Here is a 25,604-nt window from a genome sequence, read left to right as displayed (position 1 = left end):
GGGTCCACGGCCACCGGCCGGGAGCCGTCCCTCCCGGCCGGAGTCCGGCGGTGGCTCAGCCCTGGCCCGCGATGCGTGCCAGGCGCCGGGCCTCGTCCCGCGTGGTGCGGGCGACGGCGTCCTCGTCGACGTGCAGCAGACGGCCGTTCTCGACGACGGGCTCACCGTTCACGAGAGAGAGCGTGACCGGGGCCGCGGCGCCGAGGACCAGCGCGGCGACCGGGTCCGCGATCGAGGCGTGGGCCAGCGTGTCGAGCTTCCACAGCACCAGGTCGGCGAGCTTGCCCGGCTCCAGGGAGCCGATCTCCGCGGCGCGGCCCAGGACCTGGGCACCGCCGTAGGTGCCGAGACGCAGCGCCTGACGAGTGGTCAGGGCCGCCTCGCGATGGGTGCCCAGACGGTTGATCAGGAGCGCGTTGCGCAGTTCGGTGTGGAGCTCGCCGGACTCGTTGGACGCCGTGCCGTCGACGCCGAGGCCGACCGGGACGCCGGCCGCGAGCATGTCCGGGACCCGGGCGATACCGGCCGCCAGGCGGGCGTTGGACGACGGGCAGTGGGCGACGCCCGTCCGCGTACGGGCGAAGGCGGCGATGTCGGAGTCGTTCATGTGGACGCAGTGCGCCATCCAGACGTCCTCGCCGAGCCAACCGGTGGACTCGAAGTAGTCCGTGGGCCCCATCCCGAACAACTCGTGGCAGAACTTCTCCTCCTCCACCGTCTCCGAGCCGTGGGTGTGCAGCCGCACACCCTTGCGTCGCGCCAACTTAGCGCCCTGCCTGAGGAGTTCGGTGGAGACCGAGAACGGGGAGCAGGGGGCCACGGCCACCTGGGTCATGGCTTCGAAGGAGGCGTCGTGGTGCTCGTCGATCGTCGCCTCGGTGGCGGCCAGCGCGCCGTCCAGGGTCTCGACCGCGAAGTCCGGCGGCAGTCCGCCGTCCTTCTTGCTGCGGTCCATGGAGCCGCGCGCCAGGGTGAAGCGGACGCCCGTCTCGCGGGCGGCCCGGACGATGGCGCCGGACAGGTCGCCGGAGCCCTGCGGGTAGACGTAGTGGTGGTCCATGGCACAGGTCACGCCACCGCGGGCCATCATGGCCAGCGAGCCCTGCGCGGCGGCGTACACCATCTCCTCGTCGATGCGCGCCCAGGTCGGGTACAGCGCGACAAGCCAATCGAAGAGGTTGTGGTCCGTGGCGATGCCCCGGGTGATCCACTGGTAGAAGTGGTGGTGCGTGTTGACCAGGCCCGGCGTGACGAGGTGGCCGGAGGCGTCGATACGGCGTACGACGTTCTCCAGGCCCTCGGGGGCTGCTCCCGCGCCGACCGCCTCGATGCGGTTCCCCCCGACGACGACATGGCCCGAGGCGTACTCGGTGTCGTCCGCGTCCACGGTCGCGATCGCACAGTTCTCGATGACGATGCGCCGGTCTGCTGCCATGGTGCGTCCTTTTCGCTCTGTGGAGAGGGCACGGCAGGACCCCGGAGGTTTGAGTGCCGCGGCCCGGCGGCCACGGGTGCCGAAGGAGGACGGGTGCCCCCGGCGGACCGGGAGCACCCGGCGCGTCAGAGGTTGGTGAGGTCGACGGGGATCCGCGCCTCGCACCCGTCCCGCAGCACGGTGGCCTCGATCAGGCCGTACGGGCGGTCGGCGGCGAAGTACACCTCGTTGTCGTTCTTCAGCCCGAACGGCTCGAGGTCGACCAGGAAGTGGTGCTTGTTCGGCAGCGAGAAGCGGACCTCGTCGATCTCGCCACGGTTGTCGATGATACGCGCGCCCATCTCGTAGAGCGTCTGCTGCAGTGACAGGGAGTAGGTCTCGGCGAAGGCCTGCAGCATGTGCTGCTTGGTCTGCTCGTAGGACGTCTCCCAGTCGGGCGCCGGCTGGTCGTCCTCGCTCCAGCCGAACCGCCAGCGGCCGGAGACCTCGGTGGCCAGGATGCGGTCGTACGCCTCCGGGAGCGTCGTGTACTTGTCCTTGACGTAGCCCCAGAACTCGGAGTCGGTCGTGTTCATCACGACGAGGTCCTTGAGGCCCGAGACGACCTCCCACTTCTGCCCGTCGTACGTGATCTGGGTCAGCCGGGTCTCCCGGCCCCTGCGGACGAAGGAGTGCCCGGCCTCACCGGCGGCGGACTTCGAGCCGGCACCGGAGGTCCCGATCCGGTCCCACGCGTACTCCTCGATGCGGATGCGGGCCCGGTGGATGGGTTCCTGCGAGGTCACGAAGTGCCGGGCGAGGTGGATACCGAACTGCTCGGCGCACTCGATGCCGTGCTCCTTGGCGAACGCGTACACCGTGTTCTTCGTGGTGTCGGTCGGCAGGACATGGGCGTTGGAGCCGGAGTAGTGGACCTCGTCCATGTCGCCGGAGAGCGACACCGACACGTTCAGGTCCTTGATGTGGTGGGTGGCGCCGTCCCGCACGATCCTGACGACGCGGTTCTCTGCTTTCCCGTACTGGTTCTGGCCGAGCATCGTGGGCATCTTCTGCTAGCTCCCTCGGTATACGGAGTAGCCGAACGGGTTGAGCAGCAGCGGTACGTGGTAGTGCTCGCCCGGCACGACGGCGAAGGTGACCGCCACCTCCGGGAAGAACGCTCCGGCCGCACCGCTGTCCCGATTCGCGGGGGCGTCCTGCTGCGCCTCGGCTTGTTTCTTCGCAGTGCTTTCGAGGTACGGCTCGACCTCGAAGTCGAGCCGCACATGGGTCGTGCCCTGAGGCGGCACCGGGAGGTCCTTGCACCGGCCGTCCGCGTCGGTCGCCGAGCCGCCGACCGCGTGCCAGTCGGCGCTCCGGCCGGAGCGGGCGGAGAGGCGGACCGGGACGCCTTCGGCGGGGCGGCCGGCGCTGGTGTCCAGGATGTGTGTGGACACGGAGGCGGTGGTCTCGGTGCTCATTAGAGGACCATCCTTTCTGCAGCCCTCATGAGTAGGGTTGTGACCTCTCGGTCCCGGTGGGTGCATGGCCATTGGTGCGCGCCGTTCGACGGCCTGCATGAGTTCCGCCAGCCCCGCCGGGCCGAGGCCGTCTGATCGGCTTCAGGGACACGCCCCGCAGAGGGCCGATTAATGAGCTCCCGGCAGACGACCTCACCACCGGGCAGGTGCTCCTCGAACCGCCTTGGAGTACGACGCACGTGTTCATCGGATGGGACTGGGCGACCGAGACCCATGACGTGACCGTCATGGACGCCACCGCAAAGCGCATCGACCGCTGGGAACTCGCCCACACCGAGGAAGGTTTCGCCAAGACCCTGGCCAGGCAGCGTAAGTACGGAGACCCGGCCGATCTGCCCGTGGCCATCGAGACCAGCCGCGGTCTGGCCGTCGACCGACTGCTGGCAGCCGGCCACCCCGTCGTGCCGGTGCACCCGAACGCCTTCAACGCGATGCGGGCCCGCTGGGGCGCCTCCAAAGCCAAGACCGACGCCGGCGACAGCATGAAGCTCGCCGACTACCTGCGCACGGACGGCCATCTGCTGCCCCGGCTGGAGCCCACCGAGCAAGCCACCCTCGACCTTCAGGCCCTCACCCGGCAGCGGGCAGACCACATCGAGGCCAAGGTGGCCGCCGTCAACCAGCTCGCCGCACTGCTGGATGCGCACTGGCCCGGCGGCAAGACGGTCTTCGCCGATCTCGACAGCGACATCGCCATGGCCTTCCTGGAGCGATACCCCACCCCAGCCTCCGCCGCCAAGCTCACCGCCGGGCGCATCGAAGCCTGGTGCAAGCGCCGGGGCTACTCCGGCAAAAAGTCCGGCAGCACCCTGATCGAGCGCCTGCGTGCCGCCCCGAAGGCGGCCTCCCGGCTCAGCGAGGCCGTCGCCGGACAGCTCGTCCGCGTCCAGGTCCAGCTCGTGCAGGGCATACGCGCGACGATCCGCACGCTGGACAAGGTCATCGCCGAAGCCGCTGCAACCCATCCCTACGCGCCGCTGTTTGCCGCCATGCCACGCATCGGCACGGTCAGCCTCGGCCAGGTCATCGGCGAGATCGGTCCGATCTTGGAACGGGCCCAGACCTGCGAACAGCTCATCGCCGAAGCTGGCGTCGTCCCGGTCACCCGCGCCTCGGGCAAGGCCCGCACGGTCGCCTTCCGCTTCGCGACCAACCGTAGAGCCCGCGTCGCCCTGACCACCTTCGCCGACAACAGCCGGCACGGCAGCGACTGGGCCGCCAAGATCTACAACGACGCCCGGGCCCGCAAGAAGAGACACCCGCACGCCATCCGCATCCTGGCCCGCGCCTGGCTGCGGGTGATGTGGGCCTGCTGGCGCGACGGTGTCTGCTACGACCCCGCCATCCACCAAACCAACAGCAAGATCAACGCGCCCGCCGACGAGCCTGTGGCGGCATAGAGGTTGACTCAGGGAACTCATGCGGTTTCCTCTTCGAGCAGTCGGGCGAGCCGGATGCGGTTGATCTTTCCCAGCTCGGTGCGGACGATCTCCCGCTCCCGCTCCGGCGGGTTGCCGATCCGCTCCTTGACCGCGTCGCGCATCTGCTCGCCGCTCCTCCCGGTCGCGCAGATGAGGAAGACATGGCCGAACTTCTCCTGGTAGGCCAGGTTCAGTTCGAGCATCTCCGCCTTGAGTTCCGCGGAGGCGCCGGCCATGCCGCGCTGTTCCCGGGCCGAGGTGGGGTCCCCGGCCTTGGGCCGGCCAATCGGCGGGTGCCCGGCCATCGCCTCCTGAAGGTCCGCCGTGGTCAGCTCCGCCATGGCGGTGTCGTTGGCGGCGTAGAGCTCCTCGGCGCTGGCGTAGGGGCGCGCGGCGAGCAGCCGTCCGGCCCACGCCGTGGAGGCGCACGCCTCGAGGAGGGCGGCCAGGGCCGCGTGCTCCCCCAGGGCGTTGAACCGGGTGAGGCCCGGCGGCGTGGAAGTCGACGTCACATGGGCCTCCGTGGCCTGTGTGCTGACTGGGCTGCGAACAGCTAACGCCCCCCGCCGAGGCGAGGTCAACACTTTGTTGAAAAATCGGGGTGACGAAATCCTCGTACGGAAGTCCGCCGCCCGAAGGCCGGACGGCGGCTCGTCACGGGAGGCGGAGGAAGGACCTCGGGTCCGGCGGCCACTGCCGGGGAGGCAACGTCCGGGCCGGTCAGGCCCCCTTCTCACGGTTCAGGTAGTTGTAGACGGTGAAGCGGCTCACGCCCAGGGCGCTCGCGACGGTCTCCACCCCATGGCGCACGGAGAAGGCACCGCGCGCCTCCAGTATCCGCACGACCTCCTGCTTGGCCTTGCGGTCCAGTTCGGCCAGCGGCTTGCCCTGCTTGCGCTCCATCGCGGCCAGGATGTGGTCGAGTGAGTCGGCGAGCTGCGGCAGGCGTACGGCGACGACGTCCGCGCCCTCCCAGGCGAGCACGACGTCGTCGGGGCCGGCCTGGTCCGGGGACAGCATCTCGCCCCCCATGGCGTCGACCAGCGGCTTGACGGCCGTGATGAAGGGCTCGTCCCCGACACCGGTCACTTGCCCTCCTCCAGCACGTTGACCTGCAGCGTGACTCGGGTGGCGCCGGCTTCCAGGGTCTTGCGCAGCAGCGCGTCGACGGCGGTGAGCACCGTGTCGGCGCCGCCCTCGGCGGTGTTGCCGAACGGGCCGACGTCCACGGCGTCCAGCTCGGCCGCCCCGATGACCTCACGGGCGACGAGCGCGTGCGCGGGCGCCTCGTCGAGGTCGAAGGGCTCGGTCGTGAACTCCACTCTCAAACGCATCGCGTGCCCCCAGAACGGTCGGCGACGGAGCCGCTCCGATCGCCACGATGCGACCCTAACCGACGCCGCCCCCCCGGCTCCCGAGCGCCTTCCTCGTACCGGAACGCCGGCTGCGGCCGGACCGGGCGCAGCGCCTCCCGTGGAACGGGCCCTCTGTCCCGCGACGGACACGCCGTCCGTCCGCGTAGAGCAGGGGACGGAACGTTCACACGGAGGGACGGCACAGTGGCAGGGCGACAGTTCAAGGTCCGGCTCGCAAGGGCCAGGGGTACGGCCGTCGCGGCGGCGGCCATGGCGGCGCTCACCGCCTCGCAGGCGCCGGGTGTGGTGGCGGCGCGGGCGTCGGAGCCCGCGCGGCCGGGGGTGCCCGCCGAGCTCGGCCCGAGCGTCTCAGGCGACACCCCGTACCGCACCGCGCTCCCGCCGCTGCGGACGGCGGAACCAGAGCGCGGCAGGGTGCCGGAGCCGATGGGTGGCGCCCTGCCCGCTGGCGTGTTCGCCGCGTACCGGCGCGCCGAGGCGCAGCTCGCGCGCACCGCGCCCGGCTGCCGGCTGCGCTGGCAGCTGCTGGCCGCGATCGGCCAGGTGGAGTCCGGGCAGGCACGGGGCGGCCGATTGACCGCGGACGGTACGACCGCGACACCGATCCTCGGGCCCCGGCTGACCGGCGGCGCCTTCGCCGTCGTCCGGGACACCGACGGCGGTGTGTACGACGGGGATACGGTGTACGACCGCGCGGTCGGCCCGATGCAGTTCATCCCCTCGACCTGGGCCCGGTGGGGAGCGGACGGCAACGGCGACGGGCGGGCCGACCCGGACAACGTGTTCGACGCGGCGCTCGCCGCCGGGCGCTATCTGTGCGCGGGCGGACGGGACCTCTCGGACCCCGCCGGCCTGGACCGGGCGATCCTCGGCTACAACCACTCGGACGCCTATCTGCGCACGGTCAGGGCCTGGTACGCGTACTTCCTGGAGGGACACCTGGTGGTGCCGGACCTGCCCGCCTCGTCCCGGGACCGCCCGGCACCGTCCCGCCCGAGCACGCCGAAACCCTCGCCGACGCCATCCCACCGCCGCCCGGGCCTCAACCCGTCCCGTACCCCGAAGCCGACGCCGACGCCTGCCGCGCCCTCCCCCGGTCCGTCCGCCTCGGCGGGCGCCGCGCCGGGCACGCATGCGCCGGCGCTGCCCTTGCCGACCCCGAGCATCGGGCTGCCCACAGGGCTGCTGCCCACCGGTCCGCTGACGGGCGGCGGCAGGAATTCGTCGGGTTCCTCCCCCTCCCCAACCGCGACTACCGGGCGGTAATGTCGCCATCCACCGGGTAGTAGAAGCGGTGGGTAAAGCGCAAAGGGGCCCTCATGGCGACGGAGCCTGCGAAGGCGGAGACGGCCACGCCCGCGGAGATACAGGCGGCCCACGACCGGTGGGAGCGCATGTGGAGCCACCGCGAGCAACTGCTCAAGGTGGCCCGGCGCAGATCGGTGAGCCTCGAGGACGCCGAGGACGCGGTGCACGAGGCGATGCTGCGCGCGGCGGAGCGCCCGGATCTCGACGATGAACGTCTCGGCGCCTGGCTGACGACGGTGACCATGCGGCTGTGCGTCGACCGCCACCGGCAGGTCAACCGGGAGGCCGAGGTGCACCGCAGCCCCACGCTGATCGCCCCGGGCCCCGTGCCCGTCGACGAGGCGGTGTGCGACCGGGCCGAGGCCAAGTGGCTGGCCGTGCGCAGCGGGGAGCTGCCCGGCCGTCAGGCGGAGGCGCTGCGGCTCAAGTCCGAGGACCTGGATGTCGGACAGGTCGCCGTGCGCATGGGGCTGAGCTACCGCACCGTCGAATCGCTGCTGGCCCGCGCCCGCCGGACGCTGCGCGCGTCGCTGGCCGGGACGCTCGGGTTCGTGCTGTTCCTGCTGGGGCGCGGCCGGCACGGCCTGGGCGGCAAGGCGCAGGCGGTGGCCGTCACCTCGACGGCGGCGACTCTGGTGGTGGCCGGATTCGTACTGCCGAACGCACTTGAGTCCAGCGAAGGCACACACGGTCCGGCTCCGCGGCCGTCCCCGTCGATCAGCGCGCAGTCGCCCCGGCCGGGCAGCAGCCACGACTTGCGTACCCCGTGGGTGCGCGGACCCGCCCCCACCGCGGCGCACCCCGCTCGGGGGGCGACGGAACCGCCTTCCGGCGGATCGTCCGCGCCACAGTCCGTCCCGTCCCCGCCGGACGGCACGTCGGTCCCCGCTGCTGAGCTCTCGGCGCCCGAGGTCCCGCAGGTGGCCGGCGTCACCGGGGTGAGACTGCCGGCCGTGCCGGACCTGCCGGTCAAGGTCAGCGTGCCCCCCGTTCCGTCGGTCCCGGCCACCTCCGCCCTGCCGTCCCTCTCCCTCCCCACGCCGGGCACGCCGCCGGTGAAGCTGCCGTAGACCCGCCCGTAAACCCGTCCGAAAAAATCAGGCCAACGCCGCGACGGACGCCCCGTCCCTCCCCGTAGAGCAGGTGTCGGAGCTGCTCACGCGGGCGAAGGGTGAACGGGATGGGTGTCGAGATCTGTGTGGAAGGGCTGACCAAGTCCTTCGGCCACCAGGTCATCTGGCAGGACGTCTCGCTGACGCTGCCCGCCGGCGAGGTCTCGGTCATGCTCGGCCCCTCGGGAACGGGCAAGTCGGTGTTCCTCAAGACGCTCGTGGGGCTGCTCAAGCCTGACCGCGGTTCGGTCAAGGTGGCGGGCCGGGACATAACCAAGCTGCGCGAGCACGACCTGTACGAGGTGCGGAAGCTGTTCGGGGTGCTGTTCCAGGACGGCGCGCTGTTCGGCTCGATGAGCCTGTACGACAACATCGCCTTCCCGCTGCGCGAGCACACCCGCAAGTCCGAGAGCGAGATCCGGCGGATCGTGCTGGAGAAGATGGACATGGTCGGGCTGATCGGCGCCGAGGGGAAGCTGCCCGGCGAGATCTCCGGGGGTATGCGCAAGCGGGCCGGTCTCGCCCGGGCGCTGGTGCTCGACCCGGAGATCATCCTCTTCGACGAGCCGGACTCAGGTCTCGACCCGGTACGCGTGGCGTATCTCAATCAGCTGATCGTCGACCTCAACGCGCAGATCGACGCCACCTTCCTGATCGTCACCCACGACATCGCCTCGGCCCGCCAGGTGCCCGACAACATCGGGCTGCTGTTCCGGCGCGAGCTGGTGATGTTCGGGCCCCGGGAGCAGTTGCTGACCAGTGACGAGCCCGTCGTACGCCAGTTCCTGAACGGGCGGATGCAAGGACCGATCGGCATGGCGGAGGAGAAGGACGCCGCGCAGGTCGAGCAGGAGCTCGCACAGCTCGGCGACGGCGGACACACGAAGAGTCCCGGCAAGCGGGAACTGACTCCCCGCCTGCTACCCGGGCCAGGCATCATCCGCCCGCCCCGCTGGGAGGCGATCGCGAGACGGGAGGCCGAGCTGCGCCGGAAGGAGGTGGCACAGGCATGAGCCTGTCGCCGACCGGAGCGCTGCGGCACTCGGGCAACCTGTTCGCGATGGCGCTGGACGTCGTGCGGACCCTGCCCCGACGGCCGTTCCAGGCGCGGGAGTTCATCCAACAGGCGTGGTTCGTCGCGAGCGTCACGATTCTGCCCACCGCCCTCGTCTCGATCCCCTTCGGGGCGGTCATCGCGCTGCAGATCGGCAGCCTGACGCGGCAGCTCGGTGCCCAGTCGTTCTCCGGTGCCGCCTCAGTGCTCGCGGTGCTGCGCGAGGCGTCGCCGATCGTCACCGCGCTGCTCATCGCGGGCGCCGGCGGCACGGCGATCTGCGCGGACCTCGGGGCGCGCAAGATCCGGGACGAGATCGACGCGATGCAGGTGCTCGGCATCGATCCGATCCACCGGCTCGTCGTACCGCGCGTGCTGGCCTCGATGGTGGTGGCCGTGCTGCTCAACGGCCTGGTGTCGGTCGTCGGCGTCGCCGGCGGCTATTTCTTCAACGTGATCCTCCAGAACGGCACGCCCGGCGCGTACCTGGCCTCCTTCACGACCCTCGCCCAGCTGTCCGACCTGTGGGCGGCCGAGGTGAAGGCGCTGGTGTTCGGAGCGATCGCCGCGATCGTCGCCTCCTACAAGGGGCTGAACGCCAAGGGCGGCCCCAAGGGCGTGGGCGACGCGGTCAACCAGTCAGTGGTGATCACCTTCATGTTGCTGTTCGTGACGAACTTCGTGATGACCGCGGTGTACTTCCAGGTCGTCCCGCAGAGGGGTTAGCCGATGCGACCTCAGAGATTCCTCGACCGCCCACTGCGCTCGCTCGAAGAACTCGGCACCCAACTCTCCTTCTACGGACGCTCGCTGACGTGGACGGGCCGCACCCTGCGCCGCTACAAGAAGGAGATCCTGCGGCTGCTCGCCGAGGTGAGCTTCGGCCGTGGCGCGCTCGCCGTCGTGGGCGGCACGGTCGGTGTGATCGCCTTCCTGTCGTTCTTCACCGGCACCGAGGTCGGCCTCCAGGGCTACGCGGCCCTCAACCAGCTCGGCACCTCCAACTTCGTGGCGTTCCTGTCGGCGTACTTCAACACCCGGGAGATCGCCCCGCTGGTGGCCGGGCTCGCCCTGTCCGCCACGGTCGGCGCCGGCTTCACCGCACAACTCGGTGCGATGCGGATCAGCGAGGAGACCGACGCGCTGGAGGTGATGGGCGTCCCCTCGCTGCCGTTCCTGGTGACGACCCGGATGATCGCCGGGTTCGTCGCGGTGATCCCGCTGTACGTGATCGGGCTGCTGTCGTCGTACCTGGCCGCCCGCACCATCACGACCGGCTACTACGGGCAGTCGACGGGCACCTACGACCACTACTTCCACCAGTACCTGCCGCCCGTCGACGTGCTGTGGTCCTTCGGCAAGGTGATCGTCTTCGCAGTACTGATCATCCTGGTGCACTGCTACTACGGCTACCACGCGAGCGGCGGACCGGCCGGCGTCGGCGTCGCGGTGGGCCGCGCGGTGCGCACCTCGATCGTCGCCGTCAACGTCCTGGACTTCTTCCTGAGCCTCGCGATCTGGGGCGCTAACACGACCGTACGGATCGCGGGATGAGACCTATGAGAGTGCTGAGACTCAGGTTGTACGGCATCGTCTTCCTCGCCGTACTGGCGCTGCTGCTGTCGCTGGCCGTGGCCGTCTACCGGCAGGCGTTCACCCCCGTCGTGCGCATCACGCTCCAGGCCGACAGCCTCGGCAACCAGCTCGATCCGCGTGCCGACGTCAAGTTGCGCGGGCTGCTGGTCGGCGAGGTGCGCGCGGTGCACTCCGACGGCGCGAAGGCGACACTCGACATCGCGCTCAAGCCGGACTACGTCACATACATCCCCTCGGACGTGCACGCCCGGCTGCTGCCCAAGACGCTGTTCGGCGAGAAGTACGTCGACCTCATCGCCCCCGCCCGGTCCACGGCCCGGCCAATCCGTGCCGGGGACGTCATCACCCAGGACCGTACGAGGGTCGGCATTGAGCTTCAGCAGTTGATGAACGACCTGCTTCCGCTGCTGCGCACGGTCAGGCCCGGTGAACTGAACGCCACCCTCTCGGCGTTCGCGACCGCCCTGGAGGGCCGCGGCGACAGGATCGGCGACAACCTCACCCGGGTCGAGGGGTATCTGCGCCGCCTCAACCCGCATCTGCCGTCCCTCAAGGAGGACATCTCACGCTTCGCCGACGTCGCCGAGGTGTACGGCGACGCCGCACCCGACCTCATGCGGACGCTGCGCAACACCGTCACCACCAGCCGCACCATCGTCGAGAAGAAGGACCGGCTGGCCGCTGCGTTGCGCACGACCGCGACGGTCGCGGACACCGGGCGGGACTTCCTCGACAAGAACGGCGACCGGCTGATCACCCTCGGCCGGGTCTCCCGCCCCACGCTGGAGCTCTTCGCCCGCTACTCCCCCGAGTACCCCTGCCTGCTGAACGGCCTGGTCCGGCAGGAACAGGCGTCACAGGACGCGTTCCGCGGCGGCGAGATGCGGATCACCCTCGAGGCCGTCCGCCCGCAAAGCGCGTACCGGCCCGGTGAGGAGCCGCGTTACGCCGAGCGGTCGGGTCCGAGCTGCCGGGGCATGCCCCATCCGCAAGTGCCCGGACCGAAACCAAAACTCAACGACGGTACGTCGTCGGACAGTACGGACGGCGCGCTGCCCGGAGGTGTCGACGTGTCCTCCACCGCGGCCGAACAGCGGGCCGTCGGCTCGCTCGTGGCCCCCGTCCTGGGCGTGTCCGCGGACGACGTGCCGCCCGTCGCGACCCTGTTGTTCGGACCGCTGGCGCGCGGGACGGCGGTGAGCGTCGCGTGAGGACGACACAAGCCCGCCGGACCGCGGCACCGCTGATCAAGTTCAGCCTGTTCGCGCTGGTGACGATCACGGCGACGGCCCTGCTCGCCGCCACCATCGGGGGCGTCTCCCTCACCCCGAAGCACACGTACCACGCGGTGTTCAGCGACGTCACCGGTCTCGAGGACGGCGACGACATCCGGGTGGCGGGGGTGCGGGTCGGCGAGGTCGAAGGCATCCGGATCACGGATCGGACGCTGGCGGAGGTCACCTTCACCGTCGCCGCCGACCGCCCGCTGCTCACCGGCACCCACGCGGTCGTGCGCTACCGCAACCTGGTGGGGCAGCGCTACGTCGCGCTGACCGAGGGCCCGGGCGAGGGCACCCGGCTGCGGCCCGGCGGCACCATCCCACTGTCCCGGACCCAGCCGGCGCTGGACCTGAACGCGCTGCTGAACGGCTTCAAGCCGCTGTTCGCCGCGCTCAGCCCGAACGACGTCAACCAGCTCGCCACCGAGATCATCCGGACCCTGCAGGGCGAGGGCGGAACCGTGAACAGCCTGCTCGCACACACGGCGTCGCTGACCACGACCCTCGCGGGGCGGGACAAGCTGATCGGTTCCGTGATCGACAACCTCAACACCGTGCTGGAGACGCTCGACAAGCGCGGTGCCCGGTTCTCCGGGCTGATCACCCAACTGCGGCGGGTGATCTCCGGGCTGTCCGCCGACCGCAAGCCCATCGGGGAGTCTCTGGTGAGCATCGGCGACCTCACCGACGCCACCTCGGGGCTACTGAAGGACGCACGTCCGCCGCTGAAGGACGACATCGCCGGGCTGACCGATCTGACCGGAACCCTGAACAAGAACGAGAAGACCGTGGAGGGCGTGCTGAAGCGGCTGCCGAACAAGCTCAACGAGCTGACGGGGACGGCGTCCTACGGCTCGTGGTTCAACTTCTACCTGTGCGACTTCGACGGCCGCATCGTGCTGCCGAAGACGAAGCAGGTGCTGACCCCCGAGATGCACGTGGCGCAGGCGAGGTGCGGGGGATGAGCAAGCGCATCGTGCCGGGCAGAACCCGGCGCCGCCGTCCCGAGCCCCTGGTCAAGGTGCGTGTCCTGCCCCCGAAGCTGCCGGGGATCCGGCCGCCGCGCAGGAACGGGCCCCGGCGCCCCGAACCGGGGGTGAAGGTACGGGTCCTGCCGCCGAAGCCGCCGAGGCCAGGGCTCCTTCCGCGCAGAGGCCGCAGCCGCCGCCCCGAACCATTGGTGAAGGTGCATGTCCTGCCGCCGAAGCTGCCCCAGCTCCGCCTGCGCAGGCCTCGGCTGAAGCCGTTCCGGGAGCGGAACCCCGTCGTGGTCGGCGCGGTCGGCCTCACCGTCCTCGCCCTGCTGACCGTCGCCGCGTTCAACGCCGACAGCCTGCCGCTGATCGGCGACGGCCGGACGTACAGCGCCGCCTTCTCGGAGGCGGGAGGACTCAAGCCGGGCGACGAGGTGCGGATCGCCGGCGTCAAGGTCGGCAAGGTCGAGGGTGTCGATCTGGAGGGCGACCACGTGAAGGTCACCTTCAAGGTCAAGGGCGACCCGGAGATGGGCACCACGACCGGCGCCTCGATCCGGGTGAAGACGATCCTCGGCGCCAAGTATCTGGCGCTGCACCCGAAGGGGCCGGGCCGGCTGAAGCCGGGCAGAGAGATCCCGCTGGGGCGGACGGTCTCGGCGTACGACGTCGTCCAGGCGTTCAGCGATCTGACCACCACGACGGAGGAGGTCGACACCCAGCAACTCGCCAAGGCGCTGGACACCATCTCCACCACCTTCCAGGACTCCCCCGAAGAAGTGCGGGCGTCCATCCAGGGGCTGTCGAGGATCTCTCGGACGGTCGCCTCGCGCGACGAGGCCCTGCGCGGGCTCCTGCAGCACGCGAACGGGGTCACCGGGGTGCTGGCCGACCACACGAAGGACGTCTCCGCACTGGTGAAGGACGGCGACGAACTGTTCAAGGAGATCAGCAGGCGGCGCGCGGCGATCCACACCCTGCTCAAGAGCTCCGCCCTGCTGGGCATCGAGCTGTCGGGTCTGGTCGAGGACAACCGCAAGGAGATTGGACCCGCGCTCAGCAACCTCAACACGTTCGTCAGGATGCTGGAACGCAACCAGGCGAGCCTCGACCGGAGCGTCAAGCTGCTCGCGCCCTACATCCGGGTCTTCACCAACACCCTCGGCAACGGACGCTGGTTCGACTCCTACGTCCAGAACCTGGTCGCCGCCCCGGTGGTGCCGCGAACGGGAGGTTCGCGATGACCGGCCGCTTCTCCGTCCGGCGCGCCCTGGTGCTGCTCACCGCGCTCGCCGTCGTCGCCGCGCTCACCGTCGCGCTGTGGCCGCGCTCCCGCACCGTCCGCGTCACGGCGTACTTCCCGCGCACGGTAGGCATCTACCCCGGCTCCGACGTCCGCGTCCTCGGCGTGCGCGTCGGCGAGGTCGAGAAGATCACCCCGGAGGGCGGCCGGGTGCGGGTGGATCTGGAGTTCGACGAGGGCCGCAAGGTACCCGCGGACGCCCGGGCCGCGATCATCAACTCCTCGGTGGTCAGCGACCGCTACGTCCAGCTGCTGCCGGTGTACCGCAAGGGCCCGGTGCTGCGCAGCGGCGACGTGATCCCCGAGTCGCGCACGGCCGTCCCCGTCGAGCTGGACCGCATCTACGACAGCCTGCACACCACGGCCGATGCGCTCGGCCCGAAGGGCGCGAACAAGGACGGCTCCTTGTCTCGGCTGCTCGGGGTGAGCGCGGACAACCTCAAGGGCCAGGGCGCGAACCTCAACCGGGCGGTCGACGACCTCTCACAGGCGCTCACCACGCTCTCCGACGGCCGGGGCGACCTGTTCGGCACCGTGCGCAACCTTCAGGTGTTCACGGCCGCGCTGGCGGCCGACGACAAGAGCGTTCGGTCCTTCAACGACGACCTCGCCCAGGTGGCGGAGCAGCTCGCAGGGGAGCGCGAGGACCTGGCGGTGGCACTGAAGCACCTGGGTACGGCGCTCGGCGACGTGTCCGACTTCGTGAAGAACAACAAGAAATCACTCACGTCGAACGTCGAGGGCCTCAGCAAGGTCACCAAGGTCCTCGTCACCGAACGGGCCGCATTGGAGGAGCTCTTGGACGTCGCTCCCACGGGTCTGTCGAACCTGGAGAACGCCTACAACGCGTCCGCCGGCACCCTCGACACCCGCAACAACGCGCAGAGCCCGCAGGACCCGGCGTCCCTGCTGTGCTCCCTGCTGAGGACGACCGGGGACACGGGTGGCAAGAACCCCGACTGCAAGGAGCTGCACAAGCTCTTCGACTCGCTGCCCGACCTTCCCGCTGCCCCGCCGGCGACGGGCAGCGTCGACCGGACCCTCGGCGGAATCCTGGGGGCGGGGGCATGAGCGTGCTGCGCACGGGCCGGGCGGTCGCCTGGACGGCGGCCGGTTCCCTGCTGCTGTCCGGGTGCGACTTCAACGGCTGGTACGACGTCCCGCTGCCCGGCGGCGCCGCCGCGGACGGTCACGCCTACCACGTCACGGTCGAGTTCAGGGACGTACTCGATCTCGTGCCGCAGTCGGCGGTCAAGGTCAACGACGTCACCGTGGGGGCCGTCGAGAGGGTGGAGCTGGACGGCTGGCACGCGCGGGTGCGGCTGCGCGTGGCCGACTCGGTGAAACTGCCCGCCAACGCGGTCGCCGACCTGCGCCAGACCAGCATGCTCGGCGAGAAGTACGTGGCGCTGTCCGCGCCGGCCGGCACCCCGCCCGTCGGACGGCTCCACGACGGCGATGTGATCCCGCTGTCCCGCAGCGGGCGCAACGCGGAGATCGAGGAGGTGCTGTCCGCGCTGTCCGCCCTTCTCAACGGCGGCGGTGTGGCACAGCTCAAGACGATCACCGTGGAGCTGAACAAGGCCCTGGAGGGCCGCGAGAACCGGGTCGCGTCCCTGCTCAAGGAGCTCGACACGTTCCTCGGCGGCCTGGACGAGCAGCGCGCGCAGATCGTCCGCGCGCTGGAGGGCCTCGACCGGCTGGCGAAGCGGCTCGGGACGGAGAAGAAGACGATCGCGCAGGCCGTCGACGCGATACCGCCCGCCCTGAAGGTCCTCGCCGACCAGCGCCGCGACCTGACGAAGATGCTCACCGCGCTGTCGAAGCTGGGCACGGCCGGCACCAAGGTCGTCAACGCCTCGCGGGACGACACCGTCGCCAACCTGAAGCAGCTGCGGCCGATCCTGCAGCAGTTGAACAAGGCGGGCGACGATCTGCCCAACTCCCTGGAATTGCTGACGACATACCCGTTCCCCCGCAACGCGACGGACGCCGTGAAGGGCGACTACGTCAACCTCAAGATCACCGCCGACCTCGACCTGGCGGGCATCTACGGCAACCTCACCAAGAAGCCCGGCAACGGCAAGGGCGGCGGCGGATCGGGCAAGCCGGGGACCCCGAGCGTTCCCCCGCTTCCCGGTGTGCCGACCATTCCGGTGCCCACGGCACTGCCCAGCGTCCCCGGCCTCCCCAAGGCACCCTCGGCACCCACCCCGCCCTCCCCTCCGGCGGGCGGCGGCGATGTGCTGTGCCCACCGGTGTGCACCGCCGCCTACGGCGCCGAAGGGGACACACGGGGCCTCCCGCCGGGGATCGACCTCGCCCTGGCCGAGCTCATGCTGAAGGGGATACAGCCGTGATCACACGTACGATCAAGGCCCAGCTGCTCGCCTTCGCCACCGTCACCGCCGTCGGGGTGTCGTACGTGGGCGCCGAGTACACCGGCCTTGCCGACGACCTCCTCGGCCGGGGCTACACGGTGACGGCCGACTTCGCGGAGTCCGGGGGCATCTTCCCCGGCGCCGAGGTCACCTATCGCGGGGTCCCGGTGGGCCGCGTGGGCGATCTGCGTCTGAACGGCTCCGGGGTTTCGGTACCTCTGGAGATCGAGGACGGTGCACCACGGATCCCTGCCGACACCCTGGCGGTGGTCGCCGACCGTTCCGCGGTGGGCGAGCAGTACGTCGACCTGCAGCCGCGACGGTCCGACGGCCCCTATCTGATGGACGGCAGCCCCATCCCGCGCAGCCGGACCCGGGTACCGCTGCCCGTCACCGACCTCGTCCTCAGCCTGGACCGGCTGGTGAACTCGGTCGGCAAGGACGATCTGCGCACCACCGTCGACGAGTTGGGCAAGGCCTTCTCCGGCACCGGGCCGCGGCTGAGCCGTCTGGTGGACTCCGGCAACGAGCTCGTGGAGTCGGCGACCGACTCGCTCCCGCAGACGGTGTCGCTGATCGAGGACTCGCGGAAGGTGCTCAAGACGCAAGCCGACGAGGGCTCGGCCATCAAGTCGTTCTCGCGCGATCTGGCCGCGCTCACCGACCGGTTGAAGTCCAGCGACGGTGACCTGCGCCGGCTGATCGGCAACACGGCGCCCGCCGCGCAGCAGGTCGACTCCCTGCTGAAGTCCACCCGGCTGGATCTGCCGGTCCTGCTGGCCAACCTCATCAGCGGCGGCCAGGTCACCGTGGCGCGGCTGCCCGGCGTGGAGCAGGCCCTGGTCACCTTCCCGGTGGTGGTCGCGGGCAGCTACACCGTCGTCCCGGGCGACGGCACCACCCACTTCGGGCTCGTCGTGAACGTGGACGATCCGCCCGCCTGCACCCAGGGCTACGGAACGCGGCGACGTGACCCCGCCGACACCAGCACACGCCCGGCAAACACCGGCGCCCGCTGCACGGCGCCGCGTGGAAGCAAGACCTCGGTGCGCGGCGCGCAGAACGCCCCTGGTGCGTCGTCCGGTTCGGGCAGCGCGAACCAGTCCGCGTACGTCACCCCGTACGACCCGGAGACCGGCACCGCCACCGGCCCGGACGGAACGCCCGTCGAGATCGGCTCGACGGGCGGCGAACAGACCGTCTTCGGAAAGGAGTCGTGGCAATGGCTGCTCGTGGGACCGATGGCATGAGCGGGGGCGGCCGCAGGGCGCTGTCCGCGGGACTCGTCGCCGTGACCGTGCTGACCGTCGCGCTGTCGGCCTGGCTGGGCGTGCGCCTCGCCGACCAGCGCGGGGTGGAGCAGCGCAGACAGGACATCCTGGCGGCGGCCCGCCAGTCGGCGCTGAACTTCACCTCGCTCGACTACCGGCACTACCGCGAGGACAGCGGGAACGTGCTCGACGGCGCCACCGGCGACTTCAAGAAGCAGTTCGCCGCGCAGACGGGGGAATTGACGAAGCTCGTCGCGCAGAACAAGTCGGTGTCCGAGGGGCAGGTCCTCGAGGCGGGGATCGTGCGCTCGGACGACCGCTCGGCCCGGGTCCTGGTCGTCGCCGACAGCAAGGTGACCAACACCGCCGCGCCCCAGGGACAAGCGCGCACCTACCGGCTGCAGCTCGACCTCGTGCGCGAGCGCGGCCGCTGGCTGACCTCCGACGTCGCGTTCGTGGGCTGAGCAGGCCGTCTCGCGATCCGCCAGGCCATATCAGTGAGGAGAGACACCGTGGCGAACCCGAGCTCCCGAGTCCGCGGCGCCGGCTCACCGGCCCGCCGCACCATGTCCGCGGCCGCCCGCGCGGCGGCCAAGCGCGCCGGACGGCCGGCGCGCCCGGAACAGCACGGTGCCCTCGGGGCGGAAGGCCCCGCCGACGAGGCACCGCGGGCCGAGGAGCGGCGCTCCGGGCGCACCCTGCTCATCGAGGCCCCGTCGAACGGCTGGGCGGACCCGCCGGAGCCGTCGCAGGAATCCGCCGAGGAGAGGCCGGAGGAGGGCACGCCCGCCCGGTGGTCCGGTACCGGGCTGCTCACCGTGGCGCTCTGCGTGCTGCTGGTGGCGGGCCTGGTGGCCGCCGCCGTCCTCGGTTGGCAGTACCGGGAGGGCCGACAGGCCGAACGGGCACGCGAGGAGGCTCTCGCGGCCGCGCAGAAGGCGGCACCGGTCGTGCTGTCGTACGACTACCGGCATCTGGACCGGGACTTCGCGCGCGCCCGCGCCTGCCTGACCGGCGCCTTCCGCGACCAGTACCTCAAGACCACGACGACGGTGGTCGGACCGACCGCGACGAAGTACCACGGAGTGGTGAAGGCGACGGTGGCGGCGCCCACGGGCGGTGCCCCCGCGGCCTCCGTGGTGTCGGCCGCACCGGACCGGGTCGTGGTGCTGCTGTTCGTCAACCAGGTCACCCGGAGCACCCAGGTGTCGGGGTCCCGCCTCGACCTGAACCGGGTGCGGATGACGCTCACCCGTACCTCCGGGGGCTGGAAGGTGAGTGCCGTGGACGCGCTCTGACCCACGCCGGCAGGCCCTCGCCTCCGCACACGGCGGTGCCCTCGCGCAGTTCGCGCGGGGGCACTTTTCGTGAGCTCTCTTGACACTTACCCCTCACCGGAGGCAGTCTTCCACTAAGCAGAAATCTTCTTCCGTAATACGGAATAACAGTGATCCTGGGCTTCAGCACGGAAGCACCGCTGGAGGGAAGGGAGCCCCGCCCCGATGGGATTCGCAGACCAGCGCTTCACCGTCAACCTGTCGATCCTCTTCACGGAACTCCCGCTCCTGGAGCGGCCCGCGGCCGCCGCCGCGGCCGGCTTCACCGCGGCCGAGCTGTGGTGGCCCTGGACCGACTCACCCACCCCGGAGCGCTCGGAACTCGACGCCCTGAGGAAGGCGATCGAGGACGCGGGCGTCCTGCTCACGGGCCTCAACTTCTACGCGGGACAGCTGCCGGGCCCCGACCGCGGCGCCCTGTCGGTCCCCGGCGAGGAGTCGGAGAAGTTCCGCGCCAACATCGATGTGGCGGCGGACTTCGCCGAGGCGCTGGGCTGCCGGGCGCTCAACGCGCTGTACGGCAACCGCGTCGACGGCGCCGACCCGGCCGAGCAGGACGCGCTCGCTCTGGAGAACCTGGTCCTCGCGGCCCGCGCCGCCGACCGGATCGGGGCGGTCCTGCTGATCGAGGCGCTGAACAGGCCCGAGTCGCCCCGTTATCCGCTGGTGTCGGCCCCGGCCGCCGTTGCGATCGCCGACCAGGTCGATGAGGCCACAGGCCTCGGCAACGCGCGGTTCCTGATGGACCTTTACCACCTGTCCATGAACGGCGAGGACCTCCCGTCGGTGATCGAGCGGTACGCGTCCAGGACCGGCCACGTCCAGATCGCCGACAACCCCGGTCGCGGCGCCCCCGGCACGGGTTCGCTCCCGCTGGAGGACCTCCTCGACCAGCTCGCGAAGTCCGGCTACACGGGCCGGGTCGGCCTGGAGTACAAGCCGGGGGACAAGCCGAGCACCGAGACCTTCGCGTGGCTGCCGGTCGAGGCCCGCTCCTCCCGCTGAGCGCCACCCCACTGAGACACCAGAGCAGTCAGAGAGGCCCCCTCATGACCAGCACCCTCCCCAAGATCGCCTGGATCGGCCTCGGCATCATGGGCTCCCCCATGTCGGAGAACCTGATCAAGGCGGGTTACCACGTCACCGGCTACACCCTGGAACAGGAGAAGCTTGACCGGCTGACCGCCGCCGGCGGCACCGCGGCGGGTTCGATCGCCGAGGCCGTGCGGGACGCCGACGTGGTGATCACGATGGTGCCCGCCTCGCCACAGGTCGAGGCCGTCGCGTACGGCCCGGACGGCATCCTCGAGAACGCGCGGCCCGGCGCCCTGCTGATCGACATGTCCTCGATCACTCCGCAGACCTCGATCGACCTCGCCGCGGCCGCCCGGGACAAGAACATCCGTGTCCTCGACGCCCCGGTCTCCGGTGGCGAGGCCGGCGCGGTCGAGGCCGTGCTGTCCATCATGGTCGGCGGTGAACAGGCCGACTTCGACGCGGCCCGGCCGGTCTTCGAGGCGCTCGGCAAGACTGTCGTCCTGTGCGGACCGCACGGCTCGGGCCAGACGGTGAAGGCCGCGAACCAGCTGATCGTCGCCGTCAACATCCAGGCGTGCGCCGAGGCCGTGGTGTTCCTGGAGAAGTCGGGCGTGGACCTGAGGGCCGCCCTGGAGGTCCTGGGCGGCGGGCTGGCGGGCTCCACTGTGCTGGCCCGGAAGAAGGACAACTTCCTGAACCGCGACTTCAAGCCGGGCTTCCGTATCGACCTGCACCACAAGGACATGGGCATCGTCACGGACGCGGCCCGCTCCGTGGGTGCGGTCCTGCCGGTGGGCGCCGTGGTCGCCCAGCTGGTCGCCGCTCTGCGTGCACAGGGCGACGGCGGGCTCGACCACTCGGCCCTGCTGCGGGCGGTGGAACGTCTCTCCGGCACACAGGCCTGATCCCTCCAAGACCCCGGGCCGCGCCGGCGCCGACACCTGTCCTGTCGCGCCCAGGCGCCGCCGCGGCCCGGAACCAGCCGCCGCACGGCACGACCGTCGCCGGCGGCCCCACGCAGGCCGCCCGCGACCACGGCCGTCTCCTGACGAGGGGTCAGGAGACGGGTGCGAGACCCGCCACCACCGAGCGACCCGGATGAGGGGTGGTCGCCCGGATCGGCGGAGAGCGGGACCGGGACCGCGGTGGCGTGCGAGCCAGTGCGGTGGCGAAGGCCCCGGGCGTCTTGCTCCCGACCAGAGGGAGGCAGGCCCCCGGGACCGTCGCGCCCGCCGCGGTCCCGGCCCGCGTACGACCGAGAGCGCCGGATGCACGATGTCCCGTATCCGGCGCTCTCGGTGTGCCCGGGTGCGGATCCGGCCCGGTGGCAGGAGGCTGAAGGCATGGAGCAGCCAACGGAATTTCCGCACATCGTGGTGCACCCCCCGGCCCTCGACGGATCGCGGCGGGTCACCGAGGGCGACGTGACGCTCGGGATCGCCAGCCACCTGGACGACGTCGTCGAGATCCTGCGCATGGCCGATCTGGACCGCATCGAGGTCGAGGAGGGCGACCTCATCGACTGGCAGGGCGGAGGACCCGACGACTGGCCGGGACTGTCGGACCTCGACGCCGAATGAGAGCGCTTACGCCTGCGTGCGTACTCCGGCTACGCAATCCTCAAATCAACCTCTGAACACTGTTCAAAAGGCTTCAACTACCCCAGTCCGAGGGCACATTCTCGGCACACGGGGCCCGCCGGCACGGGGGCGGCGGGCCCCGACTCGTTCGGGGGACCCTATGGACACCACGTCGACGATCCGGTTGGAGCCGCACGAGATCGCGTTTCTACGGGGTGGTCCCCGCGCCGCCGTCACGGTCGCCGTGCTCACGCTGCACCTGCGGGGCGCCGTCGGACCCGGGCGGCCCGCGACGATGCGGACCACGGGGGCCCTCAACGACCCGGAGCAGGCCGTTCCGGCACTGACGAAGGCCGTGCACTCCGCGCTCTACCGGACCGCGGGGATGGGGCAGTTGCTGGACCGGCGGGGCGTGCGAAGCGCGCTGACCGAGGTGCGCCGCGGACTCAGGGAAGCCGGACTGCTGCGCGCCTTCCCGCCCGGCCCCACATGGACGGCACGGCGCACTCTGCGGTCCCTGCGCGCCCGGGACCCGCTTCCCGAGTCCAGGACGGGGCTCACGAACGACGAACTGCTGCTCGCCGTCGCGCTGTACGGCGACCAGGCACTGACCTCGCTCGTGCCGCGCTTCGCCCGTGCGGCAGGGCTCGTCGGGCGCGCCGGGACCACCGAGCTGGAGCTCCGGCCGGGATGGGGCTCAACGGGCGGCAGCGGGGACAGCGGCGGCTGCGGGATGGCATGAGGACAGCCGTGCGGGGCGGCCGGTCGTACACCCCGGCCGCCCCTTGCGGCGATCCGATCAGACCTTCAGCGTCTTGATGGAGGTCGGCGCGTGGCCGGGCTCGGTCGCGATCTCCTCGAACTCGACCACCTGGCTGATGTCGTTGGTGGTCGACATCGAGATGTTGGTGACGCGCTCGAGGATCGCCTCGACGACGACCGGCACCCGGTACTCGGCGGCGAGCTTCTTGGCGTGCTCGAAGGCGGCACCCAGTTCGTTCGGGTCGGTCACCCGGATCGCCTTGCAGCCGAGGCCCTCGGCGACCTTCACATGATCGACGCCGTAGACGCCCAACTCCGGCGCATTGACGTTCTCGAACTCCAGGCTCACCTGGAAGTCGATCTCGAACGCCCGCTGCGCCTGGCGGATCAGGCCGAGGTAGGCGTTGTTCACCAGGACATGGATGTACGGGATCCTGTGCTGGGCCCCGACGGCGAGCTCCTCGATCATGAACTGGAAGTCGTAGTCGCCGGAGAGGGCGACCACGGACGCTTCCGGGTCGGCCTTGGCGACGCCGAGGGCGGCGGGGACGGTCCAGCCGAGGGGGCCCGCCTGACCGCAGTTGATCCAGTGGCGCGGCCGGAAGACGTGCAGCATCTGGGCGCCGGCGATCTGTGAGAGACCGATGGTGGAGACATACCGGGTCTCGGGGCCGAAGGCCTTGTTCATCTCCTCGTAGACGCGCTGCGGTTTGATCGGGATGTCGTCGAAGTGCGTACGGCGCTGGAGCCTTGCCCTCTTCTCCTGCGCGGCGGCCGCCCAGGCCGAGCGGTCGGGCAGTTCGCCAGCGGCCTTCGACTCCCGGGCCGCCACGACGAACAGCTCCAGGGCCGCCTTGGCGTCGGAGGCGATGCCGTAGTCGGGGGCGAAGATCCTGCCGATCTGGGTGGGCTCGATGTCGACGTGGACGAACGTACGGCCCGCCGTGTAGACGTCGAGCCGGCCGGTGTGCCGGTTGGCCCAGCGGTTGCCGATGCCGAGGACGAAGTCGGACTCCAGGAACGTCGCGTTGCCGTAGCGGTGCGAGGTCTGCAGGCCGACCATTCCGGCGTTCAGGTCGTGGTCGTCGGGGATGACGCCCCATCCCATCAGGGTCGGCACGACCGGAACACCCGTCAGTTCCGCGAACTCGACGAGCAGTTCGGCGGCGTCGGCGTTGATGACCCCGCCACCGGCCACGACGAGCGGGCGCTCGGAGGCGTTGAGCAGCGCCATCGCCTTCTCGATCTGGGCGCGGGTCGCCGCGGGCTTGTAGACCGGCAGCGGCTCGTACGTCTCCGGGTCGAACTCGATCTCGGTGAGCTGGACATCGAGCGGGAGGTCGATGAGGACGGGGCCCGGCCGGCCCGAGCGCATCAGATGGAAGGCCTGCTGGAAGACGCCCGGGACCTGCGCCGCCTCCAGGACGGTGACGGCCATCTTCGTGACCGGCGCCGCGATCGACGCGATGTCGACGGCCTGGAAGTCCTCCTTGTGGATGACGGCGGTCGGCGCCTGCCCGGTGATGCAGAGGATCGGGATCGAGTCACCGGTCGCGGAGTACAGGCCGGTGATCATGTCGGTCCCGGCCGGACCCGAAGTGCCGACGCAGACGCCGATGTTGCCCGGGCGCGTCCGGGTGTAGCCCTCCGCCATGTGGGAGGCGCCCTCGACATGGCGGGCCAGGGTGTGGCGGATGCCGTCGGAAGCCTTGAGGGCCGCGTAGAAGGGGTTGATCGCCGCACCCGGGACCCCGAAGGCGTCGCTGACGCCCTCGCGCTTGAGGATCTCGACTGCCGCTCGGGCAGCGGTCATACGAGCCATTGAGTACTCCTGCTTCGGCTGTCGGACTCGCGCTCCCGTCACGCCCCGCGGTGAGCACTTCCGTAATGCGGAAATTTAATTCTACTATCTGGAATCAATGTAGGTGGGAGGCAGAAGACCGTCAAGAGAGGGTGACCGGGACGGTCACCGACCCGGCGAAGCGGCCGAAGCCCAGGACAAAAAGGGCTGTGCAGGAGCACGATGGGAGCGCTGTCCCGATCGCCTTGGAGTGGGCCATGCCCGAGAGCGTGCCGGTGCACTGTCCGGCCTGCCGACGCGAGCACCTCTACACCGCGCCGGCCTATCCCTGCCCCTGCGGCGCACCCGTGGCACCGCCGCTGAGCCGCTGTTCCACGCCCTTCGTGATCACTCACCGCACATGGGACGAGGAATGGGTCACGGTCCGCTGCGCCAGGTGCGCCCGCGAGGACCAGTGGCCGCAGCCGGAACTGGGCTGCCCGTGCGGAGCGGTCCTGCGGATTCCGCTGCACGGGGGGCCGCGACCGGCCGACCCCTCGGCCCGGTCGCATCCGGACGACGTCCCGGACCCGGGTCTTCGGTCCCAGAGGAGCAGCATCACAACGCAACACGGCACCGGGCGGGAGTCGTCCCCGACCGGCTTCCGGCCCGTCGCCATCCGCACCCCGCGGGACGCCGTCACCGCCACCGCGCTCTATCTGCGCAGGCTCGGCTACCGGGACGTCCGGCGCGCCGCCCAGCGGCCGCCCAACGGGATAGGACTCGCGGCACGCGGAATCCTGGCGCAGGTGGACCCGACGCCGCGCCCGGCCGCACCGCGGGACGTGGAGTGCCTGTGGCTGACCGCCATGTCGGAGTCGGTCCGCTGCGCGTACTTCTCCCTCGCCGGATACGACGACGACGCGCGCAGCGTCGCGAACCGCCTCGGCGTAGCCCTGTTCGTCCTCGATCTCACGGGCACGCCGCAGCCGGTGAACAGCCCGGCCGACGAACTGGCCGCCGGCCGCGGCTGATCACCCCGAGGCCGGCCGCACATCCGGCGCGCCGAGCGCCGG

26 protein-coding genes are annotated in these 25,604 nt (G+C 70.8%); 19 read left to right on the top strand and 7 right to left on the bottom strand.

The features are described 5' to 3' along the window. Nucleotides 1-55 precede the first annotated feature (55 nt). The 3 genes from ACWDA7_RS02265 to uraH form a co-directional block, all read right to left on the bottom strand. Nucleotides 56-1,435: an 8-oxoguanine deaminase gene (locus tag ACWDA7_RS02265; RefSeq protein WP_450602340.1), complete on the bottom strand. Its 1,380-nt coding sequence runs from the start codon at nucleotides 1,433-1,435 to the stop codon at nucleotides 56-58. A 125-nt stretch (nucleotides 1,436-1,560) separates the two neighbouring features. Next, entirely contained in the window at nucleotides 1,561-2,481 is a 921-nt protein-coding gene (pucL, locus tag ACWDA7_RS02260; RefSeq protein ID WP_450602339.1) for a factor-independent urate hydroxylase, read from the bottom strand. 6 nt (nucleotides 2,482-2,487) lie between these two features. After that, nucleotides 2,488-2,895, bottom strand: coding sequence for a hydroxyisourate hydrolase (uraH, locus tag ACWDA7_RS02255; RefSeq protein WP_450602338.1), 408 nt, complete (start codon nucleotides 2,893-2,895; stop codon nucleotides 2,488-2,490). 239 nt (nucleotides 2,896-3,134) lie between these two features. Between uraH and ACWDA7_RS02250 the strand changes: the two genes are divergently transcribed. After that, on the top strand, nucleotides 3,135-4,355 hold the full coding sequence (locus ACWDA7_RS02250; protein WP_450602337.1) for an IS110 family transposase: 1,221 nt from the start codon (nucleotides 3,135-3,137) through the stop codon (nucleotides 4,353-4,355). 17 nt (nucleotides 4,356-4,372) lie between these two features. Here ACWDA7_RS02250 and uraD read toward each other — a convergent pair whose 3' ends face one another. The 3 genes from uraD to ACWDA7_RS02235 all read right to left on the bottom strand — a co-directional run bounded on the left by uraD (nucleotide 4,373) and on the right by ACWDA7_RS02235 (nucleotide 5,710). Beyond that, on the bottom strand, nucleotides 4,373-4,888 hold the full coding sequence (gene uraD, locus ACWDA7_RS02245; protein WP_450602336.1) for a 2-oxo-4-hydroxy-4-carboxy-5-ureidoimidazoline decarboxylase: 516 nt from the start codon (nucleotides 4,886-4,888) through the stop codon (nucleotides 4,373-4,375). Nucleotides 4,889-5,096: 208 nt separating this feature from the next. Further along, nucleotides 5,097-5,465, bottom strand: coding sequence for a helix-turn-helix domain-containing protein (locus tag ACWDA7_RS02240; protein ID WP_450602335.1), 369 nt, complete (start codon nucleotides 5,463-5,465; stop codon nucleotides 5,097-5,099). Beyond that, complete coding sequence (locus ACWDA7_RS02235; protein ID WP_450602334.1) at nucleotides 5,462-5,710, bottom strand: hypothetical protein; 249 nt, start codon at nucleotides 5,708-5,710, stop codon at nucleotides 5,462-5,464. Before ACWDA7_RS02235 ends, ACWDA7_RS02240 begins: the two co-directional genes overlap by 4 nt. A gap of 291 nt (nucleotides 5,711-6,001) precedes the next feature. On the opposite strand from ACWDA7_RS02235, the gene ACWDA7_RS02230 reads away from it, so the two are divergent. From ACWDA7_RS02230 to ACWDA7_RS02150, 17 genes are all read left to right on the top strand, one after another. After that, on the top strand, nucleotides 6,002-7,018 hold the full coding sequence (locus ACWDA7_RS02230) for a lytic transglycosylase domain-containing protein (RefSeq protein WP_450602347.1): 1,017 nt from the start codon (nucleotides 6,002-6,004) through the stop codon (nucleotides 7,016-7,018). 53 nt (nucleotides 7,019-7,071) lie between these two features. Further along, entirely contained in the window at nucleotides 7,072-8,130 is a 1,059-nt protein-coding gene (locus ACWDA7_RS02225) for a sigma-70 family RNA polymerase sigma factor (protein WP_450602333.1), read from the top strand. Between the two features lie 110 nt (nucleotides 8,131-8,240). Then, nucleotides 8,241-9,185, top strand: coding sequence for an ABC transporter ATP-binding protein (locus ACWDA7_RS02220; RefSeq protein WP_450602332.1), 945 nt, complete (start codon nucleotides 8,241-8,243; stop codon nucleotides 9,183-9,185). Continuing rightward, nucleotides 9,182-9,952 carry an MlaE family ABC transporter permease gene (locus ACWDA7_RS02215; RefSeq protein WP_450602331.1) on the top strand — a complete coding sequence of 257 codons (771 nt, stop codon included), beginning with the start codon at nucleotides 9,182-9,184 and terminating at the stop codon, nucleotides 9,950-9,952. Before ACWDA7_RS02220 ends, ACWDA7_RS02215 begins: the two co-directional genes overlap by 4 nt. A 3-nt stretch (nucleotides 9,953-9,955) precedes the next feature. Further along, the gene (locus tag ACWDA7_RS02210) at nucleotides 9,956-10,780 is read left to right on the top strand and encodes an MlaE family ABC transporter permease (protein WP_450602330.1); all 825 of its coding nucleotides are present in this window, start codon (nucleotides 9,956-9,958) and stop codon (nucleotides 10,778-10,780) included. Between the two features lie 5 nt (nucleotides 10,781-10,785). Next, nucleotides 10,786-12,033 (top strand): MCE family protein, encoded by a 1,248-nt coding sequence (locus ACWDA7_RS02205; protein WP_450602346.1) that lies wholly within the window; start codon nucleotides 10,786-10,788, stop codon nucleotides 12,031-12,033. Beyond that, nucleotides 12,030-13,067, top strand: coding sequence for an MCE family protein (locus tag ACWDA7_RS02200; RefSeq protein ID WP_450602329.1), 1,038 nt, complete (start codon nucleotides 12,030-12,032; stop codon nucleotides 13,065-13,067). The genes ACWDA7_RS02205 and ACWDA7_RS02200 overlap by 4 nt, the downstream gene beginning before the upstream one ends. 272 nt (nucleotides 13,068-13,339) lie before the next feature. Then, nucleotides 13,340-14,320, top strand: a complete 981-nt coding sequence (locus ACWDA7_RS02195) for an MCE family protein (RefSeq protein ID WP_450602345.1) — start codon at nucleotides 13,340-13,342, stop codon at nucleotides 14,318-14,320. Next, a complete protein-coding gene (locus ACWDA7_RS02190) occupies nucleotides 14,317-15,450 on the top strand; it encodes an MCE family protein (RefSeq protein WP_450602328.1) in 1,134 nt (377 codons plus the stop codon). Before ACWDA7_RS02195 ends, ACWDA7_RS02190 begins: the two co-directional genes overlap by 4 nt. Then, nucleotides 15,447-16,739, top strand: a complete 1,293-nt coding sequence (locus tag ACWDA7_RS02185) for an MCE family protein (RefSeq protein ID WP_450602327.1) — start codon at nucleotides 15,447-15,449, stop codon at nucleotides 16,737-16,739. The genes ACWDA7_RS02190 and ACWDA7_RS02185 overlap by 4 nt, the downstream gene beginning before the upstream one ends. Beyond that, nucleotides 16,736-18,010, top strand: a complete 1,275-nt coding sequence (locus tag ACWDA7_RS02180; protein WP_450602326.1) for an MCE family protein — start codon at nucleotides 16,736-16,738, stop codon at nucleotides 18,008-18,010. The genes ACWDA7_RS02185 and ACWDA7_RS02180 overlap by 4 nt, the downstream gene beginning before the upstream one ends. Further along, nucleotides 17,983-18,495 (top strand): hypothetical protein, encoded by a 513-nt coding sequence (locus ACWDA7_RS02175; RefSeq protein WP_450602325.1) that lies wholly within the window; start codon nucleotides 17,983-17,985, stop codon nucleotides 18,493-18,495. Before ACWDA7_RS02180 ends, ACWDA7_RS02175 begins: the two co-directional genes overlap by 28 nt. 48 nt (nucleotides 18,496-18,543) lie before the next feature. Next, nucleotides 18,544-19,329 carry a hypothetical protein gene (locus tag ACWDA7_RS02170; RefSeq protein ID WP_450602324.1) on the top strand — a complete coding sequence of 262 codons (786 nt, stop codon included), beginning with the start codon at nucleotides 18,544-18,546 and terminating at the stop codon, nucleotides 19,327-19,329. A 204-nt stretch (nucleotides 19,330-19,533) separates the two neighbouring features. Then, nucleotides 19,534-20,373: a TIM barrel protein gene (locus ACWDA7_RS02165; protein WP_450602323.1), complete on the top strand. Its 840-nt coding sequence runs from the start codon at nucleotides 19,534-19,536 to the stop codon at nucleotides 20,371-20,373. A 44-nt stretch (nucleotides 20,374-20,417) separates the two neighbouring features. Further along, complete coding sequence (locus ACWDA7_RS02160) at nucleotides 20,418-21,311, top strand: 2-hydroxy-3-oxopropionate reductase (RefSeq protein ID WP_450602322.1); 894 nt, start codon at nucleotides 20,418-20,420, stop codon at nucleotides 21,309-21,311. Nucleotides 21,312-21,749: 438 nt separating this feature from the next. After that, nucleotides 21,750-21,986, top strand: coding sequence for a hypothetical protein (locus tag ACWDA7_RS02155; RefSeq protein WP_432934207.1), 237 nt, complete (start codon nucleotides 21,750-21,752; stop codon nucleotides 21,984-21,986). Nucleotides 21,987-22,146: 160 nt separating this feature from the next. Next, nucleotides 22,147-22,728, top strand: a complete 582-nt coding sequence (locus tag ACWDA7_RS02150) for a TIGR04222 domain-containing membrane protein (RefSeq protein WP_450602321.1) — start codon at nucleotides 22,147-22,149, stop codon at nucleotides 22,726-22,728. A gap of 57 nt (nucleotides 22,729-22,785) precedes the next feature. Here ACWDA7_RS02150 and gcl read toward each other — a convergent pair whose 3' ends face one another. Continuing rightward, nucleotides 22,786-24,570, bottom strand: coding sequence for a glyoxylate carboligase (gene gcl, locus ACWDA7_RS02145; protein WP_450602320.1), 1,785 nt, complete (start codon nucleotides 24,568-24,570; stop codon nucleotides 22,786-22,788). A 236-nt stretch (nucleotides 24,571-24,806) separates the two neighbouring features. On the opposite strand from gcl, the gene ACWDA7_RS02140 reads away from it, so the two are divergent. Then, complete coding sequence (locus ACWDA7_RS02140; RefSeq protein ID WP_450602319.1) at nucleotides 24,807-25,562, top strand: hypothetical protein; 756 nt, start codon at nucleotides 24,807-24,809, stop codon at nucleotides 25,560-25,562. Nucleotides 25,563-25,604: the final 42 nt, after the last annotated feature.

The sequence above is a fragment of the Streptomyces sp. NPDC001156 genome (genome assembly GCF_053598275.1).
Note: the sequence above shows the minus strand (reverse complement) of the source record. Positions and strands in the feature narration are given on the sequence as shown.